A 17,524-nucleotide genomic window follows, 5' to 3' on the forward strand; every position below is an offset into this window, starting at 1 on the left:
TCTATCGGTGACATGTGTGGCGCGTCACCGGCTGAGAGACCTCGTGCTCCCGCTTCTAGGGAGGACATATGCTGTCAGGATCGTGCGTGCTGGTCGTCGAGGACGACCCGCTGATTGCGATGGTGATTTGTGATAATGTGGACAGTGTAGGCGGCACAGTCGCCGGGCCGTTTTCAGCCGTCAGTGAAGCCGTCAATTTCCTTACCCAGGCCAAGATTGACGCTGCCATCGTTGACGCAAATCTCCGGGATCGCGATGTGACGCCTCTAGCACTTTTGCTGATAGAAAGCGCAATACCGTTCCTAGTGTACAGTGCTGCCGGACTTCCTCCAGAACTGCAAGCGCGGCACCCTCACTTGCCGCTTGTTATGAAGCCTGGCCAACCGGTCGAAAGGCTCAGGTCACTGCTTGGAGACAGTGCAAATGGCGCATCCTGACGCTCACACCTTCCATCATCGGTTGCGGCAGGAAAAAAGTGAGAGTCTGATTGCTGGAGAGTAACCTGCTGCACCAGACTCATTTCTTGGGACTATTTTATCACGCAAAAGTTTGTCGGAGGCCGTTTGGGCATCATCCTCTTCTGAAACCCCGATCGCTGGCCATGAAACGCTCCAGCATCGGGCCGATCAATCGCTCAATTGCCATGGGATGGGTCAGTCCGGTGTCGCTGGCATGGATGCGCGCATAAGCCATCAGATCCCGATGTACCGCGGCGGAAAGTTCGACCGAGATTTTGACTGGCTTATCATCCTCGATCGGTCCTAGCTTGAGTTTGCCCATCACTTTTGCCCTTCCCATGGTTTCAGTATGATGTCTCGCTTCACCATCACGCGCAGAGGATGGCCAGGTCTGATGGTGAGTGTCGGGGGAATCGTCAGTTGCCGCCCGATGGTCTGTCGGCCTGCCTGACGGATGCTGTCCTGCGTGCCATATCGCAGCGCTCGCACGAGACTTCCGTCATCGTCGGCCATGACCTCGGTCCCCATGTTCAACAGGGTCGAGATGAATGCTGCGCCGAGCAAGCCGGCCCAATGATTGTCCACACCATCCTGCAGGCCCGACCTGCCGGACTGATCGGCGCCCTGAAGCCGGTCGAGCAGAATCGAACGGCTGTCGGGAAAAATCAGGCGGTCCCAGGCGATCAAGATCCTCTGCTGTCCCGCTGCGGTCGCACTATCATATTCGCCGATCAACCGAGACCCTTGCGGGATGAGCAGGATCTGGCCCGACGGGCTATCATAAACATTTTCCGTCACCTGCGCGGTGATAAGGCCGGGAAGATCGGATCGGATGCCTGTGATCAGCGCAGCGGGGATGACATTGCCCGCCTGCACGACATAGGGCGATGCCGAATTCGCAACGCGCTGTGTGCTTGCCTCGGCGATAGCGACCGGCGCCAGAAACGTGCGCCTATTAGTATCGGCGGTTCGGGACTGGAGGGGCTGGCTTTCAGTTTCTACCCTCGGGTCCCGGGGAGCTCTGGCCTCCGCTGGTAGCCCCCCGTCCGGTTCCTTCGCCCTTGCAACCGTCGACGCTGAGGCAAGAAACAATCTGCTCGATAGCGCGGCCTCACGCACGCTCCTCCGGCGGTCCCGCTCTTGCTGGCGCGCCGTCAGGCGCTCATCGCTGGGTGCCGAGCGGCCGGGGTTCGTCAGGCTTGGCTGTTGTTGCGCTTCAAGCAGCGGCTGTCCCGGAGCGTCGGTCAATGGCACCCCCAATTTGGGAATTTTGGAATAGTCGTCGGGTGCTGAGGCTATGGTTTCGGCTTTGATGCGGCCGTGCGAGACCGGTATGTTTTCGACGCCGTCGATCGTCTTTGGCCGCAGGGCATAGATCAATGTTCCGGCAATGCAGATGCAACTGACGGCCGCCAGAAGCCCGATCGCTTTCCGGGACAGACGCATGGCCGGCGGCGAGGCCGCCCGCAACGCAAGCGCCTCAGAATTTTTGCCTTTTGATACATTGGAGGACGCGATGTCGTCGTGTTTATCGATCGCGACTTGGTCCTCGACCTTGTCGCCCGGCTTGCTACTATTCTCCACGCAGCTCATCATCGGCTTGCCCGATGAACTGGCTTCGGATCGATCCGTTCGATGCGCACCAGTTTGCTGGTTTTCTTGTCCCCAAGCCTCAGTTCCGCTGCGCTGAAAAGGCGATCGACGATCATGAAGTGACCCTGCACACGGTAATTAACAAGCTCGGCCGATCCTGACGAACCCGTAACAAAAAGCGGTGGCATTTCGCCGGTCGCGATGTCCGAGGGAAACTCGATCAAGACCTGACGGCCATCGTCAAACGCACGCAGCGGGCGCCAAGCAGGCAGATCCCCTTTTATCTGGTAACGGAAGTTCAGGGATGCCAGATCCAAGCCCGTCGCGACCGGCGCATTGCGGCTTTCCTGCGCCGCTGCAGCTTTCAATGCGAACAGCGCATCCTGTGGATAAGTCCAGGACACCGATGACATGTAGGTCGATGGCGTCCCGTTCAGTTCGAGATGGTAGGTGCGTCTGTTCGTGTTGATGATGAGGTTGGTGGCGATATCGCCTCTCGTCGGCTTCACCAGCACATGAACGCGCAGCGAGGAGCCACTCCCGCTCACCGTATCCCCGATGATCCAGCGTACAGTGTCGCCGACGGCGATCGGACCGGCGCCTACAAGTTCCTCGCCTTCCTGTAGCATGATGTCGGTAACTTGCCCGGGCGCAGCATAGACCTGATAGAGCGCGCCATCTGCGAATGCATAGCGCTGCATAGCATTCACATAACCGGGATCGGAACGAGCTTGTTCGCACGCTTTACGACCGCTGGCATCCCCGCTGAACCGGATCTGGCACAGGTGATGTCGATAGCCCTTGCTGCACTGACGCTCTTGGGGCTGGGCATTTTCGGTCCCGGCATAGCCAATGGGATCGTCTCGGGCGGTCCGCAGCTTGGCGCCGGGAGCGCAGCGGGTACGGCGGTCGCAGCGGCGGCGACCCTGGCAGCTGGCGGCGCGGGTGGAAGGCTGGCAGCCGGCGCCATCGGAAGCGCGGCAGGCAGCGCGGCAGCGAGCGGCGCCCGGATCGCTGGCGCTGCAACGCGGGCCTATTCAGCCGGCGCCAGTGGGAAATTCGGTGCGTCCGCGGTGGGCGGTGGTCTGGCAGAGGTCGCAAAGAGCGCTGCGGCATCGCTTGCCTCGCCGCTGCGCAACAGCGCCGCTGGTCTCAAGGACGGTTTTGCACAAGGGCGTTCAGGCGCCACAGGACAGTCTTCAGGCGCGATCGCCCAGGATGGCGCTGGCCATGTGCCGCATTGGGCGATGGCTATGAAGCGACGCCAGATGATCAGCCACGGCGCCACCGTCGCCAGCCAGACGCTCAAAAGCGGCGACAGCCATGGTGGCGGCGCCGGCCCCAATATCAGCGAAAGGAACTGACATCATGTTCCAGCGAACATCGGTCCATTATGGAAAGTCGCCCGAAGCAGTGACCCCATATCAGCGGGCCGCTCAAGTCTGGGATGACCGGATTGGTTCGTCACGCGTGCAGGCGCGCAACTGGCGCCTGGCATTCTTCGCCAGCCTGGCTCTCTCCACGACGATGAGCATCGGGCTGCTGTGGCAAATGGCGCGCGGAACCGTGACGCCCTGGATCGTCGAGGTCGACAAGCTTGGCCAAGCGCAGGCGGTGGCACCCGCAACGCGCGACTATCGCCCAACGGATCCCCAGATCGCCTTTCATCTCGCCCGCTTTGTCGAGCAGGTCAGGAGCCTGCCGACGGATCCCATCATCCTGCGTCAGAACTGGCTGCGCGCCTATGACTTCACGACCGACAGGGGGGCGGCAGCACTGAGCGAATATGTGCGGCGCGATGATCCTTTCACCAAGGTCGGGCGAATTCAGGTGGCAGTCGAGATATCGAGCGTCATCCGCGCCTCGGATGACAGCTTCAGGATCGCCAGGGTCGAACGACGCTATGAGCAGGGCATATTGAGCGACACCAGCCGATGGTCGGCAATCCTGACCGTGGCGCTCCAGCCTCCTCAATCCGAGGACGTCCTCACCAGAAACCCGCTCGGAATCTTCGTCGATGCCCTCAACTGGTCAAAGGAGTTCGGACAGTGACAAAGCCTCGCCCCTCCCTGGTTGCCGGCGGTGCCGTCCCCTTGCTGGTCGCGTTCATGGTCGCGCCTCTGTCGATGGCGCCCGCATATGCGCAGGACAGCGGAGAAATGGCAGCGGCAAAGCGCTCCTCCAGCAACGCCACAATCAAAGTCGTGCCACTTCCGGTGCCCATGCCACTGCCGGGGCAGCTCAAGCCTGTGCCGCATGTCGTCCGGACGCTTCCGGCTGCGCCTCAGCGGGATGTGAAATCAGCCAACACAGCGGCTCGTATCCAGCCCAGCCAGGGCGGTTACCGTTACGCTCGCCGTTACATAGGCTATGCCAGCATGATCGGCGCCCAGCGCCTGGAGCGCCATGTCTGCGTCAGCGGCCTTGTTCGCAGCGTCGCTGTCGAGCAGGACAGACTGCTCGTTCGTCATCACCTCCTTGAGGATTGCGGCAAGAGACTTGCGCTTGGCAAACCATTGCCGCCGGATTCGGGTCAGCAATCTGGTCGCATCATTCTTGTCGAGCATGATCGCTCTGGTCGACCAGCGATAGGCAAAGGCCTGCGCGTTAAGCTCGTCCAGGAGACCGGGGAAGGTCGACGTCGGAAAACCGGTGATGGTGAGGGTGCGCAGATAATGGTCGCCAAGGCGCGGCTCGAAACCGCCGGACAGGCCCTCATCGGCAAGAAGCGCATCGATATAGGCCGGTGTTTCGGGAACGCGAACCCGCTGGTGCCGGGTCGAAATGCAGCTGTGGAGGAAAGTCAGCGTCTCGCCATCGTCGAGCCATCGCGCTTCAGGCATGAAGCCGTCGAGCAGATGGATCAGCCGATCTGTCCGGTCGGCAAAATTTCGCAGATGGGTCAGTGGGGCGAGTGCGCCTTTCACTTGCCCTTCGTAAAGCCAGGATTCCGCCCTCGAGATTTCCTCGGCCGGCGGCAGCCAGAGCAGGGTCAGATAATAGAAGCTCTCGAAATGGACGCCGGCCTCGCGAAACTGCGCGCGGCGCTCCATGTCCACCAGAGCCGATGCCCGGTCGCAGAACAGGCCTTGGGGATAGGCTTGCGCGGGCAGACGCTGCGCTTCCACGAACACAGCCCAGCCTGATCCCAGACGTCGCAGCGCATTGTTGATGCGCGCCGCGACGGCAACAAGTTCTGCGGGCGTCGAGCTGTCGAGATCCGGGCCCCGGAACCTGGCCGTACGCTGGAACGACCCATCCTTGTTGAGGACGATGCCCGGTGCCGCCAGCACCGCCCAGGGCAGGAAGTCTGCCAGGCAGGCCGACGTCGATCGATATTCCCGCAATGACATCATGGCTGCATCCATCCGGGATATTTGAGATGGCGGCGGGCCACATCCACGAACTGTGCGTCGTTGCGCGTGGCCCAGACGGCGAGGAAATGGGCGATGGCCCACAGGGCGAGGCCCAATATCCAGAGCCGAAGACCAAGTCCGACCGCACCTGCCAGCGTACCATTGACGATCGCCAGCGAGCGCGGCGCCCCGCCCAGCAATATCGGTTCGCCCAGCGCCCGATAGACAGGCGCATGGAAGCCGGGCGTGGTGTCATGGTCCTGCATCAGATGAGCGCCCCGCCGCCGAAGCTGAAGAAGGACAGGAAGAAGCTCGATGCTGCAAAGGCGATCGAGAGGCCGAAGACGATCTGGATCAACCGCCTGAAGCCACCCGATGTGTCGCCAAAGGCAAGGCTGAGCCCCGTGACGATGATGACGATGACCGCGATGATCTTGGCAACTGGCCCTTCGATCGACTGGAGGATCGACTGGAGCGGTGCCTCCCATCCGTTCTGCCGCAAAGGGCGAACGGAACTGGAACCGGATCACATCCTGGATGCCGCCATGCAGCCAGGCGTCATAGTCATGGGGATCAAGCAGCACCGGCATCCGGTCGTTGGTCGGCGGAATCGCGGCATTGGCCTCCATCGTCATGCCGGCATAGACCGGCCCCTCGCTCAGCAGGTTTCGGCAGAATCCGGCCCAGGCAATGATCGGCTGGCGCTTCACCGAAAACCAGGTCCTGGTCTTGGCACCGGGCACGCCATCGGGATTGGCAAAATGGGTGAGCACGATGAGGCAGCGATAGCGCGGATCGACCACCATCTCCTCCCACATTGGGTTGGTGAGATCAGCGACCAAGCCGATCCGCCCCGCTTCTTCGCCGCGCGCGCGCATATCCTTGGTCAGGCGCGGAAAACCCCATGTCATGGACCGCAACAGGCGCCGGCCGCCTTTCTCGAAGACGACCAGCCCCGGCAGCCCTTCCACCGTCTCCTCAGGTACCGCGACCGACGGCAAGGGATCGACCCCGAAGTGCGCCGCGATCTCGGCGATGCTCGCCCGCGCGCAATGCAGCCGTGACATGATGGGACCTCCTTGCCGGGACTCGAAGCCATCTCCTTAACATGGAACATATGAAGAACGAAATGCCATTGACTCTGGCGCAGGATTGGAGCGAACAAATGGGGAATATATTTTCGAGTCCCTGCCTCCATGTCCAAAACCGCCATCCTCGACGAGCTGCGTGCGCGTATCGCGCAGGTGGAAGCCGTGGGCGGTCGGCATCCGGTGCTGCCCTTCGGCATCGACGCCATTGACGATCATCTGCCGGGCGGCGGCATAGCGACCGGCGCGCTCCATGAGGTCGCCGGCAGTCCGGACCTTTCCGACGATGCAGCCGCGACCATTTTCCTGGCCGGCATTCTCGCGCGGTCGCAGGGCCAGATCATCTGGTGCCTCCACTGGCGCGACCTGTTTTCGCCGGCCCTGCATCTCGCCGGGCTCCACCCCGATCGGGTCATCTTCGTGGAAGCGGGCAATGACACCAATGTCCTCATCGCGATGGAGGAATGCCTGCGTCACCCCGGCCTTGGCGGCGTCGTCGGGGAACTCAGGAAAATGTCCCTCACCGCCTCGCGCCGGCTGCAGCTGGCAGCCGAACAATCGGGCGTGCTGACCATGGTCTTTCGCCGCGCCATGCCCCCTGAAAGCCAGGCCGAGGGCAGCGCCGCGCTGACCCGCTGGCGGGTGCGGGCCGTGCCCAGCCCGGCGCTGGGCTTTCCCGGTCTCGCGCGTCCGCGCTGGTCGCTGGCGCTTGAGCGCGCGCGCGGCACCGAACCCCAAATCTGGACCGTAGAGGGAAGCGATGAGACGGGTTGTCTCGCTGTTCCTGCCGCGCTGGTCGACGGATCGTATCCGTCGCAAAGCCGGCAGGCCGCCTGAAGGCGGCGCACCGCCCCTCGTCACCGCCCATGTCGACCATGGCCGCCGCCTGATCGCGGCCGTGGACGAGGAGGCGCGCCGGCTTGGCATAGCCAGCGGCATGACGGTAACGCGTGCCCGGTCGCTGGCGCCGGAGCTGGACGTGGTGGATGCCGATCCCGAGGGCGATCTTGAGGGCCTGCGCCGGCTCGCTCTGTGGGCGGGAAAGCGCTATTCTCCGATCGTCGCGCCCGATCCACCTGATGGCCTGTGGATCGACATTACCGGCTGCGCCCATCTCTTCGAGGGCGAAGTGCCACTCCTCAAGGACATGATGCGCCGGGTCAGTGGCTCGGGCCTCGCCTGCCAGGTCGCGGTCGCCGACACGCCCGGTTGCGCCCATGCGGTGGCACGGTTTGTGCCATCAGGACGGCCGAACATCATCGAGCCCGGCGCCACGCGCGCCGCGCTCTCGATCATGCCGGTCACCGCGCTGCGCATCGAGCCGGGCGTCGCGAGCGAACTGCGCCGCATGGGGTTCGAGCGCATCGAGCAGCTGATCGCCGCGCCGCGTGCGCCGCTCGCCAAGCGATTCGGCCGCCAGCTCTACAAGCGCCTCGACCAGGCCTTGGGCCAGGTGCCCGAACCCATCGATCCGATCTATCGCGCCAGCTTGCCGCGCGTCCGGCGCAGCCTGCTCGAACCGATCGGCACTGCCGATGCCATCGCCCAGGTCATCGCCGACCTCTGCGCCGATCTTGCCCGCCTCCTGCTGCGCGCGGGCACAGGCGCGCGCCGGCTCGATCTTCATTTCGAGCGGGTCGATGGTGCCAGACAGGCCGTGAGGGTCGGGACTGCTTCCCCCTCGCGCGATGTGCGCCATCTGGCGAAATTGCTCTCCCAGAAGATCGAGACGATCGATCCGGGCATGGGGATCGAGGCGATGGCGCTGGTCGCGTCTCTCACCCAGCCCATGGCGGCCGCCCAGGTCGGGAGCGTCCTGGCTGGCGAGGATCGCGGCCCGGATATTACCGCGATCGTCGATACGCTCGCCAATCGCTTTGGCGCGCGCAGCCTCTATCGCTCCGCGCCGCGCGCGAGCAGCATGCCCGAACGCGAAGTCGGGCATGTCGCGCCGCTGTCATCGGCCGGTGGCGCTGGCTGGGCCGATGATCTTCCCCGCCCCGCCCGCATGCTGGTCCCGCCAGAACCCGTCGACGTCATGGCGATGCTGCCCGATCATCCGCCCGCCATGTTCGTCTGGCGGGGGCGGCGCCATCGGATCGCCCAGGCTGATGGGCCAGAGCGCCTGCATGGCGAATGGTGGCGTGAGGAGGGCCATGAGGCGGACACACCCTATGCCGTGCGCGACTATTTCCAGGTCGAGACGTCAAGCGGCGCGCGTTACTGGCTGTTCCGCATGGGCGATGGCGAACAGGCGTCCACCGGCCCGATGCGCTGGTTCATCCATGGTGCCTTTGCATGATGTCCGAGGATGATCTCGGGGACGAACAGGCGGATGATCTTGAGGGCGCCCGCTATGTCGAGCTGCAGGTTACCACCCATTTCTCCTTTCTGCGCGGTGCCTCCAGCCCCGCGGAGCTGTTCTCGGCCGCCGCGCTACTGGGACTGCCCGCGCTTGGTGTCACCGATCGCAACAGTCTTGCCGGCGCCGTGCGGGCCTGGGACGCGCAGAAGGTCACAGGCTGCCGGGCGATCATAGGCTGCCGGCTGGACCTTGTCTGCGGCACCTCGTTGCTCGTCTATCCCACGAACCGGGAGGCCTATTCACGGCTTTGCCGACTTTTGAGCATCGGCAAGGCCCGTGGCGGCAAGGGCAGCTGCCATCTCGACTGGTCGGACGTGGCGGACTGGGTGGAAGGAACGATCGGCATATTGGTGCCCGACCGCGCCGATGCAGCGTGCGAGGAAGCGCTCGACCGGCTTGCTGTCACCTTCGGGGCCCGCGCTTATCTCGCCCTTTCGATCCGGCGCCGGCCCCGCGATGCGATCCGACTGCGCGATCTTGCCCGCCTCGCCGCGCGCGCCGGGGTCCAGACCGTCGCCACCGGCGACATTCTCTACCATGCGCCCGAGCGGCGGCTGCTGCAGGATGTGGTGAGCTGCATCCGCGAAAAATGCACGGTCGATACGCTGGGCCAGCGCCGCGAGCGTTTTGCCGACCGGCATCTCAAATCCGTCGCGGAAATGGAGCGGCTTTTCACCCGCTATCTGGGCGACCTGACGCCGCTCCGTCGCAGTGTCGAGATCGCGCGGGCGTGCCGCTTCGACCTTGGTCAGCTCACCTATACCTATCCCGACGAGATCGGGGAAAGCGGCCTTACCCCGCAGCAGGAATTAGAGCGCCTCACCTGGACAAAGGCGCCAGGCCGCTATCCTCATGGGATTCCCGGCAATGTCCGCGAACAGCTTTCCCATGAGCTTCGGCTGATCGGTGATCTGGCCTATGCGCCCTATTTCCTCACCGTTCATTCGATCGTCCAGTTTGCACGCTCGAAGGATATTTTATGCCAGGGGCGCGGCAGCGCCGCCAATTCGGCAGTCTGCTTCGTACTCGGCATCACCTCGATCGATCCGGTCAAATCCGAGCTGCTCTTCGAGCGCTTCGTGTCCGCCGAGCGGCGCGAGCCACCCGATATCGACGTCGATTTCGAGCACGAGCGGCGCGAGGAAGTGATCCAGTGGATCTATGAGACTTATGGCCGCGAGCGTTCGGCGCTGACCGCCGTCATTTCCCGCTTTCGCGCGCGCGGCGCCGTGCGCGAGGTCGGCAAAGCGCTGGGGCTCAGCGAAGACATGCTGTCGGGCCTTTCAAGTCAGGTCTGGGGCTGGGCCCGCGACGGCGTCGAGGCGAAACATGCGCAAGAACTCAATCTCGACACGAGCGACAAGCGCCTGGCGCTGACGCTCGAGCTTGCCCGCACGCTCATCAATACGCCGCGGCACACGTCCCAGCATCCCGGCGGCTTCGTGCTGACGCTTGGGCGTCTCGACGAACTGGTGCCGATCGAGCCCGCCGCCATGCCCGATCGCCAGATCATCGAATGGGACAAGGATGATATCGATGCGCTCGGCTTCATGAAGGTCGATGTGCTGGGTCTAGGCATGCTGGGCTGCATGCGCCGCGCCTTTGCTCTCCTCGAGGATGACAAGGGGATCGTCATGGACCTGGCCTCCATTCCCCATGATGATCCGGAAACCTTTGCGATGATCCGCAAGGCCGATACGCTGGGCGTCTTCCAGATCGAGAGCCGGGCGCAGATGGCGATGCTGCCGCGGATCAAGCCCACCAAATTCTATGACCTGGTGGTCGAGGTGGCGATTGTGCGCCCGGGCCCGATCCAGGGCGACATGGTCCATCCATACCTGCGTCGCCGCGAGGGAAAGGAAGCGATCAGCTATCCGACCGAAGAACTGCGCCGGGTGCTGGAAAAGACCCTGGGCGTGCCCCTTTTCCAAGAACAGGCGATGCGCGTCGCGATCGAATGCGCGGGCTTCACGCCGTCGGAGGCCGATCTGCTGCGCCGGGCGATGGCGACCTTCAAGCTGACCGGCGGGGTGTCCCATTTCCGCGACAAGCTCATCAACGGCATGATCGCGCGCGGCTATCAGCGCGACTTTGCCGAACAGACCTTCAAGCAGATCGAGGGCTTTGGCTCCTACGGCTTTCCCGAGAGCCACGCCGCATCCTTCGCGCTCATCGCCTATGCCTCTTCCTGGATGAAATGCCATCATCCCGACGTCTTCTGCGCAGCGCTCCTCAACGCCCAGCCCATGGGCTTTTATGCGCCCGCCCAGATCGTCCGCGACGCGCGCCAGCATGGGGTCGAGGTCCGCCCCATCGACGTCAATCACAGCCGCTGGGACTGCACGCTCGAGCCGACCCAAGGCCGCTATCATGCGTTAAGGATCGGGCTGCGTTATGCGCGAGAGCTCAAAAATGCAGATGGCGCCGCGATCGTCCTGGCCCGCGGCAACGAACCCTATGCCAGTGTCGAGGAAATCCAGCGCCGCGCCGGCGTCAGCGGCCGCGCGCTCGACCGGATCGGCCATGCCGGTGGCTTTGGTTCGCTGGCGCTCTCGCGCCGCGCCGGCCTCTGGGAGGTGAAGGGTCTTGGTGAAGAAGCCTTGCCGCTCTTTGCCGCCGCTGACGCAAGGGCGGGCAAGCTTCGCCCCGAAGCGATCGAGCCGGACGTCATCCTTCCCCAGATGGGCGAAGGCGAAGAGGTGGTGGAGGATTATCGCGCGATCGGACTTTCGCTGCGCGCCCATCCGCTCGCCTTTCTGCGCGACGAACTGGCGCGCCGGAAGATGGTGACCTGCGCCGCGCTCAGGGACATTCGCGACGGGCGCTGGGTCAATCTCGCCGGTCTCGTTCTCCTGCGCCAGAAGCCGGGCTCCGCCAAAGGCACCATGTTCATCACGCTCGAGGATGAGACCGATGTCGCCAATCTCGTCGTCTGGCCCAATCTCTTCGAGAAGCATCGCCGCGTGGTGCTGGGCGCCTCGATGATGGGCGTGCGCGGTCAGGTCCAGAAGGAGGGCGAGGTCATCCATCTCATCGCCCAGCGGCTCGACGATCTCTCGCCTCTCCTCGCCAGCGTCGGCCAGCGGGCGGATGTCGCCAGCATCTATCAGGTCAGCCGCGCCGATATCGTCAGAAGCGCCATGGCTCCCGATCCCCGCGATGCGGCGAACAGGCCGCTCGGGCGCGGGGCCCGCGATCTTTACGATCCCGATCTGCGCCTTGGCTCGGGCATCATTCCGGGCCAGCCGACAGAGGGCATCAAGGTCAAGACACGGGATTTTCGCTGAAAGGCGGCAAGCCGCCAATGCGGCTCAGGCCGGCTCGATCTGCTCGACATCGAGCATGTCGAAATCGGATCTCGTTCCCACGACCCGGACCTTCTGGCCAATAAGATGCCGGCAGGATCTGGGGCAATCGAGCCGCCATTCCCCGCCATCAGCGACACGCAGCACGGGATAGGGATCGCCGCCAAGCAGGATGCCGATCAGTTCGTGCCGCGTGCCGCGTGGCATGTCATTTGTGCCTTGCGGGCTTGCGGGGAGTTTGAGCCTGGGACGGGTTCTGGTCCTGCGGATTCTCGAACACCCAATTGAGATAGGCGGCGATGCGGATACCACCGCGCTTGAGCCGATCATCAAGCTCGAGCCGGTGCTGATAGGCATAGTCCCAGGACAGGCTGGTATCGGTGGGATAGATGGTCTTGCGCAGCGCGATGCTCTCGCGGATCCAGGTGCCTGGATCGCGAACATTCCAGGCGATGATCTGCTGCGGCGTGATCGCGCGCGCCAGCCAGTCGGCGAGTTCCGAATAGGAGAGCGATCGCTGTTCGATCATCGCACTGTCCCAGACCGAATGGAGATTGGTCGAGCGACCGAACCAGCTCACCTTCATGTCATTGCCACCCCGGTCGTTGCCGCCGCCGGCATGAAGTGGCTGATGCAGGTCGCCGATAATATGGACGACAAAGCGCAGGGCCAGGCGCTTGTCGTCCATTGAGGCCGCAGGATCACGCAGCGTCGCGGTGAAGCGGGCAAGCGCGCTCATCGCGTCGCCTTCGGGCGGCGCGTCGGCGCTCGTATAGGCGTCGCCCTCGCGCACGGTCACATAATGCCATGGGCTGGCCTGCTTCTGCCAGAAATCGGCGGGGTCGGATTTCATGTCGTCCGGCCAGGTCGCCGCCTGTGCCAGATCTTCGTCCCCCAGGAGAAGCTGGACATTGGCGCGGGCCAGGCCGCTCAGGTTCCGGCCGGCAATGGCACCGGTGACGCGGTGGCCGATGGGCCCCCAGGCAAAAGCCGGCGAGGTGATCGAGAGAAGGATTAGAGGTAGAATGAGTTTGCGCATGGACGCACCATTAGCGCGTCTCCACGCATGATCCAGCAATTCGATTCTGGATCCATTTGGAAGGCTACGGCTCTCGACCATGGGGCGGATCAGACACAGGGTTGTGAACCTATCCCACTGGTCGGCCTGTCAACTATCGCCCTGAATTCCTGGCGTGCCATCGCGCACATCGGCTTCCAGAAAGGTGGCACCACCATGTCGATCATCGCTTATGCGGGCGGTAGTTTCCAGCCTGATTGATGAGAGCCCGATCGCCAATCGCATCTGGAAAATGCTGTCGATGGGCCCGAAACCTCGATCCGCGCATTTCTACATCGTTTACGCACCCGACTATGGGGAGTGATGGATGAGCATCCTTGTAAATGGCGCCTTGGCCGAGTGTCCTGGAGACCCTCGTGTTTCCCTCCTCGACTTTCTGCGGGAGCATCAGGGCCTCACCGGATCGAAGAAAGGCTGCAATCAAGGAGCATGTGGCGCCTGCACCGTGCTGGCAAATGGGGAGCGGATCCTCTCCTGTCTCGCGCTCGCCGTTCAATATGAGGGGCAGGAGATCATCACGATCGAAGGCTTGGGAACGGCCGACAATCTGCACCCGCTTCAGCAGGCCTTTGTCGAGCATGACGGTTTCCAATGCGGCTATTGCACGCCGGGACAGATATGCTCTGCGGTCGGGATGGCCGCCGAACTGCAACGCGGCGTTCCCAGTCACGTAACGCACGCGCTCGACACCGACAGCATAGGGATGACGCGCGACGAGGTTCGTGAGCGGATGAGCGGCAATCTGTGCCGCTGCGGCGCGCATAATGGCATCGTCGATGCGATCCTCGAGACGTTTGCGGAGGTCACCGAATGATCCCCTTTACCTATCATCGCGCCGCCAACGCCGACGAGGCGCTGCGACAGGCCGGTAACGGCGTCCGCTATCTTGGCGGAGGAACAAACCTCGTCGATCTCATGCGGGAAAATATCGAGCGTCCATCGACCTTGATCGATGTGACAGGTCTCGACACGGGCATAGTCGAGCAATCCGATGGCGGCATGCTGATCGGCGCTGCGGCGCGCAACACTGCGGTGGCCGAACATCGCGCCATCCGCGAACGATATCCCCTTCTTTCCCGCGCGATCGTCGCCGGAGCCAGCGCGCAGATCCGCAATATGGCGACCGTCGCCGGCAACATCCTGCAGCGCACCCGTTGCCTCTATTTCTACGACCAGGATGGCACGCAATGTAACAAGCGCCTCCCGGGAAGCGGCTGCGATGCGATTGGCGGCTTCACCAGAAATCATGCGATTCTTGGCGCGTCCGATCATTGTATCGCCACCCATCCATCGGACATGTGCGTGGCCTTGGCTGCGCTTGACGCCGCTGTGCATGTGCGAGGACACAACGGCGAAAGAAAGATCGCGTTCGCTGACTTTCATCGCTTGCCCGGCGAGCGACCCGATATCGACACCAATCTGCAGCAGGGCGAACTCATCACCGCAATCGAACTGCCAGCTGTGTCACCCAATGCGCGCTCAACCTACCGCAAGGTCCGTGACCGGGCGAGCTATGCGTTCGCGCTGGTGTCCGTCGCGGCTGTCCTCGATGTGGAACAGGGGCATGTGCGGGACATCCGGCTGGCGCTCGGCGGCGTTGCCCATAAGCCGTGGCGTGCAGCAAGAGTGGAAGCGCTTTTGCGTGGATCACCTGCAACGGTGGATGCCTTCATCAAGGCAGCCGCGGAGGAACTGTCCTATGCCCGGCCGCTCCGGGACAATGGCTTCAAGGTCGCGCTCGCGCAGCGGACGATGGTCGCTGTACTCACGCAGTTGATGGAGGACATGGCATGAGCCTGATCGATAGCGGCAAGGCGTTGGCGCAAGGCCTGATGCAGAGCGCGATGGCGAAAGTAGTGGCGCTCGCGCCAGATAGCTGGATGCCGGGAGGCGAACCTGATCCGCTCATCCGTCACCAGCATGGTCATGTCGGCAAGCCTGTCTCGCGCATCGACGGGCCACTCAAGGTGACGGGGGCTGCTCCTTTTGCGGCGGAGTTTCCTCTGGAAAACATGGTCTACGCCGCCATCGTCTACAGCAGGATCGCGAAAGGCCGCATCACCTCGCTCAATGTCGAAACGGCTGAGAGCGCGCCCGGCGTCCTGCTCGTGATGACCTATCATAACGCGCCAAGACTAAAGCCTGCCCCCCTGTTCATGAGTGATCCCAAGGCCGCTGCGGGCGACAGCATTCCCGTCCTGCAGGATGAGAAGATTTACTGGAACGGTCAGCCTATCGCCATCATACTTGCTGACACGCAGGAGCAAGCGGACCATGCCGCCGGCCTGATCGATGTGGCCTATGCGGCCGAGCCGGCAGAGACCGACTTCCATGCGGCGATCGCCAGGGGGACCACACAATCACAGTTCATGGGCCAGCCGCTGCATAACAAGGTTGGCGATGCGCAGGCAGCGTTCGAAAAGGCCGCCGTCAAGATCGACGCGGCCTATTCGACGCCGCGCCACAATCATAATCCCATCGAACTTCATGCCGTCACGCTTTCGTGGGAGGGCGACACACTCCGCATCCATGATGCGCAGCAGGCGGTCGCGCATTCGGCCTGGACGCTGGGTCAGGTGTTCGATTTGCCAGCCGACAAGGTCGTCATCACATCGCCTTATGTCGGCGGCGGTTTCGGCAGTAAAACGCTGTGGCAGCATCAGATCATTGCGGCCGCAGCCGCGAAGCGTGCCCAGCGACCAGTCCGATTGATGCTGACCCGAGAAGGTGTTTACCGCACGGTTGGTGGTCGTTCGCCGACCGAGCAGAAGGTTGCTCTGGGCGCGACCGCCGAGGGCAAGCTCACCGCACTCATCCATCGCGGTGTGACGGCCAAGACATCGCACAATGTCATGCCCGAACCATTCATCCTCCCGACGCGCAGCGCCTACGCCGCGGAGAATATCCTGCTGGACGTCCAGCATGTCGAGATCGACATGACCAGTAACACATTCATGCGCGCGCCAGGCGAGGCGGTGGGCACCTTCGCGCTTGAATGCGCGATGGACGAACTGGCCGAGAAGCTCGGTCTCGACCCCATCGAGCTCCGCTTGCGCAACGAGCCGGAGAAGGACCCGATATCCGGTCTGCCCTTTTCAGCGCGGCATATTCACCAGGCATGGCGCGACGGGGCCGAGCGCTTCGGGTGGAGCGGACGCAACCCTCTGCCGCGCATGCACCAGGAAGGCGAATGGCTGATCGGCATGGGATGCGCCACCGCTACCTATCCCTATTACCGGATGCCCGGCGGCGCAGCCCGCATCACCCTGTCTCGCGCCGGCCATGCGACGATCGACATCGCCGCGCACGAAATGGGCATGGGTACGGCTACGGCGCAGACACAGGTGGCAGCTGAACGACTGGGCCTGCCGATGTCACACATCCAATTCAACTATGGCGACTCAACCTTGCCTGGGCTGGTCCTTGCAGGCGGATCGCAGCAGACGGCATCGATCGGCGCCTCGGTGATTGCGGCTTACAATAAGCTGGTCGCGCAACTGCTGGCTCTGGCAGGGAATGACTCGCCTCTGGCTGGGCTGAAACAGGCAGAGGTGGGAAGTCGGGATGGCGGCCTAGCCAGCCTGGACAATCCATCGCGGTATGAAAGCTACACGTCGATCCTCTCGCGCGCCCAGCGCGACGCCGTCGTCATCGAAGCCGAGCCGCCCATGCCGCTCGAGACCATGCACTGGTCGATGCACAGCCACGGCGCCATGTTCTGCGAAGTGCGGGTCAACATGATTACGGGTGAACCGCGCATATCTCGCTTCCTGGGATCGTTCGACTGCGGCCGCATCCTCAATCCCAAGACGGCGGCGAGTCAGTTCAGGGGGGGCATCGTCATGGGCCTGGGCCTCGCGCTGATGGAAGAAGCACAGTTCGACGAGCGGAGCGGACGGATCATGAACCCCAGCCTCGCTGAATATCATATGCCCGTGCATATGGACGTTCCCGAAATCGATGTCATCTGGACCGACATACCCGATCCCCACACACCCATGGGCGCGCGCGGCGTCGGCGAAATTGGCATCACCGGTACGGGGGCGGCGGTCGCCAACGCGATCTACAATGCGACTGGGAAACGCGTGCGTGATTTGCCGATCACGCTCGACAAATTGATTTAGGATATCAACTGATGGCAACGCCGGCTGTGATGACGGCAAATGGGACTTTCCCGAATTTCGGCTTCGGAGAAACCGAACCAGCAAAGCGGCCATTCACCGTCCTGTAGAAGCCTCATGCAAGAGGGCGGAAACGCGCCCACATTCGGTCGTTCACTGT

The 17,524-nt window shown here is 63.1% G+C and carries 16 protein-coding genes and 3 pseudogenes; 10 read left to right on the top strand and 9 right to left on the bottom strand.

The features are described 5' to 3' along the window. Window positions 1-86: 86 nt before the first annotated feature. Complete coding sequence (locus ACUCV3_RS18965; RefSeq protein ID WP_482240972.1) at window positions 87-437, top strand: response regulator; 351 nt, start codon at window positions 87-89, stop codon at window positions 435-437. Between the two features lie 133 nt (window positions 438-570). Here ACUCV3_RS18965 and ACUCV3_RS18970 read toward each other — a convergent pair whose 3' ends face one another. The 3 genes from ACUCV3_RS18970 to trbG are packed head-to-tail and all read right to left on the bottom strand — an operon-like array spanning window position 571 to window position 2,752. Further along, window positions 571-780 (bottom strand): DUF2274 domain-containing protein, encoded by a 210-nt coding sequence (locus tag ACUCV3_RS18970; RefSeq protein ID WP_122928658.1) that lies wholly within the window; start codon window positions 778-780, stop codon window positions 571-573. After that, window positions 780-2,051, bottom strand: coding sequence for a TraB/TrbI/VirB10 family type IV secretion system protein (locus ACUCV3_RS18975; RefSeq protein ID WP_287004012.1), 1,272 nt, complete (start codon window positions 2,049-2,051; stop codon window positions 780-782). The genes ACUCV3_RS18970 and ACUCV3_RS18975 overlap by 1 nt, the downstream gene beginning before the upstream one ends. Next, on the bottom strand, window positions 2,051-2,752 hold the full coding sequence (gene trbG / locus ACUCV3_RS18980) for a P-type conjugative transfer protein TrbG (RefSeq protein ID WP_482240973.1): 702 nt from the start codon (window positions 2,750-2,752) through the stop codon (window positions 2,051-2,053). The genes ACUCV3_RS18975 and trbG overlap by 1 nt, the downstream gene beginning before the upstream one ends. An 87-nt stretch (window positions 2,753-2,839) precedes the next feature. Between trbG and ACUCV3_RS18985 the strand changes: the two genes are divergently transcribed. Continuing rightward, window positions 2,840-3,415 carry a TrbL/VirB6 family protein gene (locus ACUCV3_RS18985; protein ID WP_482240974.1) on the top strand — a complete coding sequence of 192 codons (576 nt, stop codon included), beginning with the start codon at window positions 2,840-2,842 and terminating at the stop codon, window positions 3,413-3,415. 4 nt (window positions 3,416-3,419) lie between these two features. Further along, a complete protein-coding gene (gene trbF / locus ACUCV3_RS18990) occupies window positions 3,420-4,103 on the top strand; it encodes a conjugal transfer protein TrbF (protein ID WP_482240975.1) in 684 nt (227 codons plus the stop codon). A gap of 290 nt (window positions 4,104-4,393) precedes the next feature. On the opposite strand, the pseudogene ACUCV3_RS18995 reads toward trbF, so the two are convergent. The 4 genes and pseudogenes from ACUCV3_RS18995 to ACUCV3_RS19010 all read right to left on the bottom strand — a co-directional run. After that, a pseudogene (locus ACUCV3_RS18995) lies at window positions 4,394-5,407 on the bottom strand (conjugal transfer protein TrbE); the annotation flags it as partial. Then, window positions 5,404-5,673: a VirB3 family type IV secretion system protein gene (locus ACUCV3_RS19000; protein WP_037512153.1), complete on the bottom strand. Its 270-nt coding sequence runs from the start codon at window positions 5,671-5,673 to the stop codon at window positions 5,404-5,406. The gene ACUCV3_RS19000 and the pseudogene ACUCV3_RS18995, both read right to left, overlap by 4 nt. Beyond that, a pseudogene (locus tag ACUCV3_RS19005) lies at window positions 5,673-5,894 on the bottom strand (TrbC/VirB2 family type IV secretion system protein); the annotation flags it as partial. The gene ACUCV3_RS19000 and the pseudogene ACUCV3_RS19005, both read right to left, overlap by 1 nt. A gap of 61 nt (window positions 5,895-5,955) precedes the next feature. Continuing rightward, window positions 5,956-6,474 (bottom strand): annotated as a pseudogene (locus ACUCV3_RS19010) (SOS response-associated peptidase family protein); the annotation flags it as partial. Between the two features lie 129 nt (window positions 6,475-6,603). Here ACUCV3_RS19010 and ACUCV3_RS19015 point away from each other — a divergent pair. The 3 genes from ACUCV3_RS19015 to ACUCV3_RS19025 are packed head-to-tail and all read left to right on the top strand — an operon-like array spanning window position 6,604 to window position 12,147. Then, entirely contained in the window at window positions 6,604-7,332 is a 729-nt protein-coding gene (locus ACUCV3_RS19015; RefSeq protein ID WP_159367848.1) for an ImuA family protein, read from the top strand. Continuing rightward, the gene (locus ACUCV3_RS19020) at window positions 7,256-8,797 is read left to right on the top strand and encodes a DUF6504 family protein (protein WP_482240976.1); all 1,542 of its coding nucleotides are present in this window, start codon (window positions 7,256-7,258) and stop codon (window positions 8,795-8,797) included. The genes ACUCV3_RS19015 and ACUCV3_RS19020 overlap by 77 nt, the downstream gene beginning before the upstream one ends. Beyond that, a complete protein-coding gene (locus ACUCV3_RS19025) occupies window positions 8,794-12,147 on the top strand; it encodes an error-prone DNA polymerase (protein WP_482240977.1) in 3,354 nt (1,117 codons plus the stop codon). The genes ACUCV3_RS19020 and ACUCV3_RS19025 overlap by 4 nt, the downstream gene beginning before the upstream one ends. A 24-nt stretch (window positions 12,148-12,171) precedes the next feature. Here ACUCV3_RS19025 and ACUCV3_RS19030 read toward each other — a convergent pair whose 3' ends face one another. Beyond that, entirely contained in the window at window positions 12,172-12,372 is a 201-nt protein-coding gene (locus tag ACUCV3_RS19030) for a DUF5818 domain-containing protein (RefSeq protein ID WP_007715055.1), read from the bottom strand. A 1-nt stretch (window position 12,373) separates the two neighbouring features. After that, complete coding sequence (locus tag ACUCV3_RS19035; protein ID WP_482240978.1) at window positions 12,374-13,204, bottom strand: S1/P1 nuclease; 831 nt, start codon at window positions 13,202-13,204, stop codon at window positions 12,374-12,376. A 27-nt stretch (window positions 13,205-13,231) separates the two neighbouring features. Here ACUCV3_RS19035 and ACUCV3_RS19040 point away from each other — a divergent pair, with 27 nt between their 5' ends. The 4 genes from ACUCV3_RS19040 (at window position 13,232) to ACUCV3_RS19055 (ending at window position 17,367) form a co-directional block, all read left to right on the top strand. After that, the gene (locus ACUCV3_RS19040) at window positions 13,232-13,444 is read left to right on the top strand and encodes a hypothetical protein (RefSeq protein WP_482240979.1); all 213 of its coding nucleotides are present in this window, start codon (window positions 13,232-13,234) and stop codon (window positions 13,442-13,444) included. A 106-nt stretch (window positions 13,445-13,550) separates the two neighbouring features. Then, window positions 13,551-14,057 carry a 2Fe-2S iron-sulfur cluster-binding protein gene (locus ACUCV3_RS19045; protein WP_482240980.1) on the top strand — a complete coding sequence of 169 codons (507 nt, stop codon included), beginning with the start codon at window positions 13,551-13,553 and terminating at the stop codon, window positions 14,055-14,057. After that, the gene (locus tag ACUCV3_RS19050; RefSeq protein ID WP_482240981.1) at window positions 14,054-15,037 is read left to right on the top strand and encodes an FAD binding domain-containing protein; all 984 of its coding nucleotides are present in this window, start codon (window positions 14,054-14,056) and stop codon (window positions 15,035-15,037) included. The genes ACUCV3_RS19045 and ACUCV3_RS19050 overlap by 4 nt, the downstream gene beginning before the upstream one ends. Continuing rightward, window positions 15,034-17,367: a xanthine dehydrogenase family protein molybdopterin-binding subunit gene (locus ACUCV3_RS19055; protein ID WP_278376753.1), complete on the top strand. Its 2,334-nt coding sequence runs from the start codon at window positions 15,034-15,036 to the stop codon at window positions 17,365-17,367. Before ACUCV3_RS19050 ends, ACUCV3_RS19055 begins: the two co-directional genes overlap by 4 nt. Window positions 17,368-17,524: the final 157 nt, after the last annotated feature.

The sequence above is a fragment of the Sphingobium sp. VMM genome, from assembly GCF_056790315.1.

Excerpts from the sequence above, each read along its gene's own strand:
- ACUCV3_RS18970 (WP_122928658.1), bottom strand. The coding sequence starts at position 780 with ATGGGCAAACTCAAGCTAGGACCGATCGAGGATGATAAGCCAGTCAAA.
- ACUCV3_RS18975 (WP_287004012.1), bottom strand. The coding sequence starts at position 2,051 with ATGAGCTGCGTGGAGAATAGTAGCAAGCCGGGCGACAAGGTCGAGGAC.
- trbG (WP_482240973.1), bottom strand. The coding sequence starts at position 2,752 with ATGCAGCGCTATGCATTCGCAGATGGCGCGCTCTATCAGGTCTATGCT.
- ACUCV3_RS18985 (WP_482240974.1), top strand. The coding sequence starts at position 2,840 with ATGTCGATAGCCCTTGCTGCACTGACGCTCTTGGGGCTGGGCATTTTC.
- trbF (WP_482240975.1), top strand. The coding sequence starts at position 3,420 with ATGTTCCAGCGAACATCGGTCCATTATGGAAAGTCGCCCGAAGCAGTG.
- ACUCV3_RS19000 (WP_037512153.1), bottom strand. The coding sequence starts at position 5,673 with ATGCAGGACCATGACACCACGCCCGGCTTCCATGCGCCTGTCTATCGG.
- ACUCV3_RS19015 (WP_159367848.1), top strand. The coding sequence starts at position 6,604 with ATGTCCAAAACCGCCATCCTCGACGAGCTGCGTGCGCGTATCGCGCAG.
- ACUCV3_RS19020 (WP_482240976.1), top strand. The coding sequence starts at position 7,256 with ATGAGACGGGTTGTCTCGCTGTTCCTGCCGCGCTGGTCGACGGATCGT.
- ACUCV3_RS19025 (WP_482240977.1), top strand. The coding sequence starts at position 8,794 with ATGATGTCCGAGGATGATCTCGGGGACGAACAGGCGGATGATCTTGAG.
- ACUCV3_RS19030 (WP_007715055.1), bottom strand. The coding sequence starts at position 12,372 with ATGCCACGCGGCACGCGGCACGAACTGATCGGCATCCTGCTTGGCGGC.
- ACUCV3_RS19035 (WP_482240978.1), bottom strand. The coding sequence starts at position 13,204 with ATGCGCAAACTCATTCTACCTCTAATCCTTCTCTCGATCACCTCGCCG.
- ACUCV3_RS19040 (WP_482240979.1), top strand. The coding sequence starts at position 13,232 with ATGATCCAGCAATTCGATTCTGGATCCATTTGGAAGGCTACGGCTCTC.
- ACUCV3_RS19045 (WP_482240980.1), top strand. The coding sequence starts at position 13,551 with ATGAGCATCCTTGTAAATGGCGCCTTGGCCGAGTGTCCTGGAGACCCT.
- ACUCV3_RS19050 (WP_482240981.1), top strand. The coding sequence starts at position 14,054 with ATGATCCCCTTTACCTATCATCGCGCCGCCAACGCCGACGAGGCGCTG.
- ACUCV3_RS19055 (WP_278376753.1), top strand. The coding sequence starts at position 15,034 with ATGAGCCTGATCGATAGCGGCAAGGCGTTGGCGCAAGGCCTGATGCAG.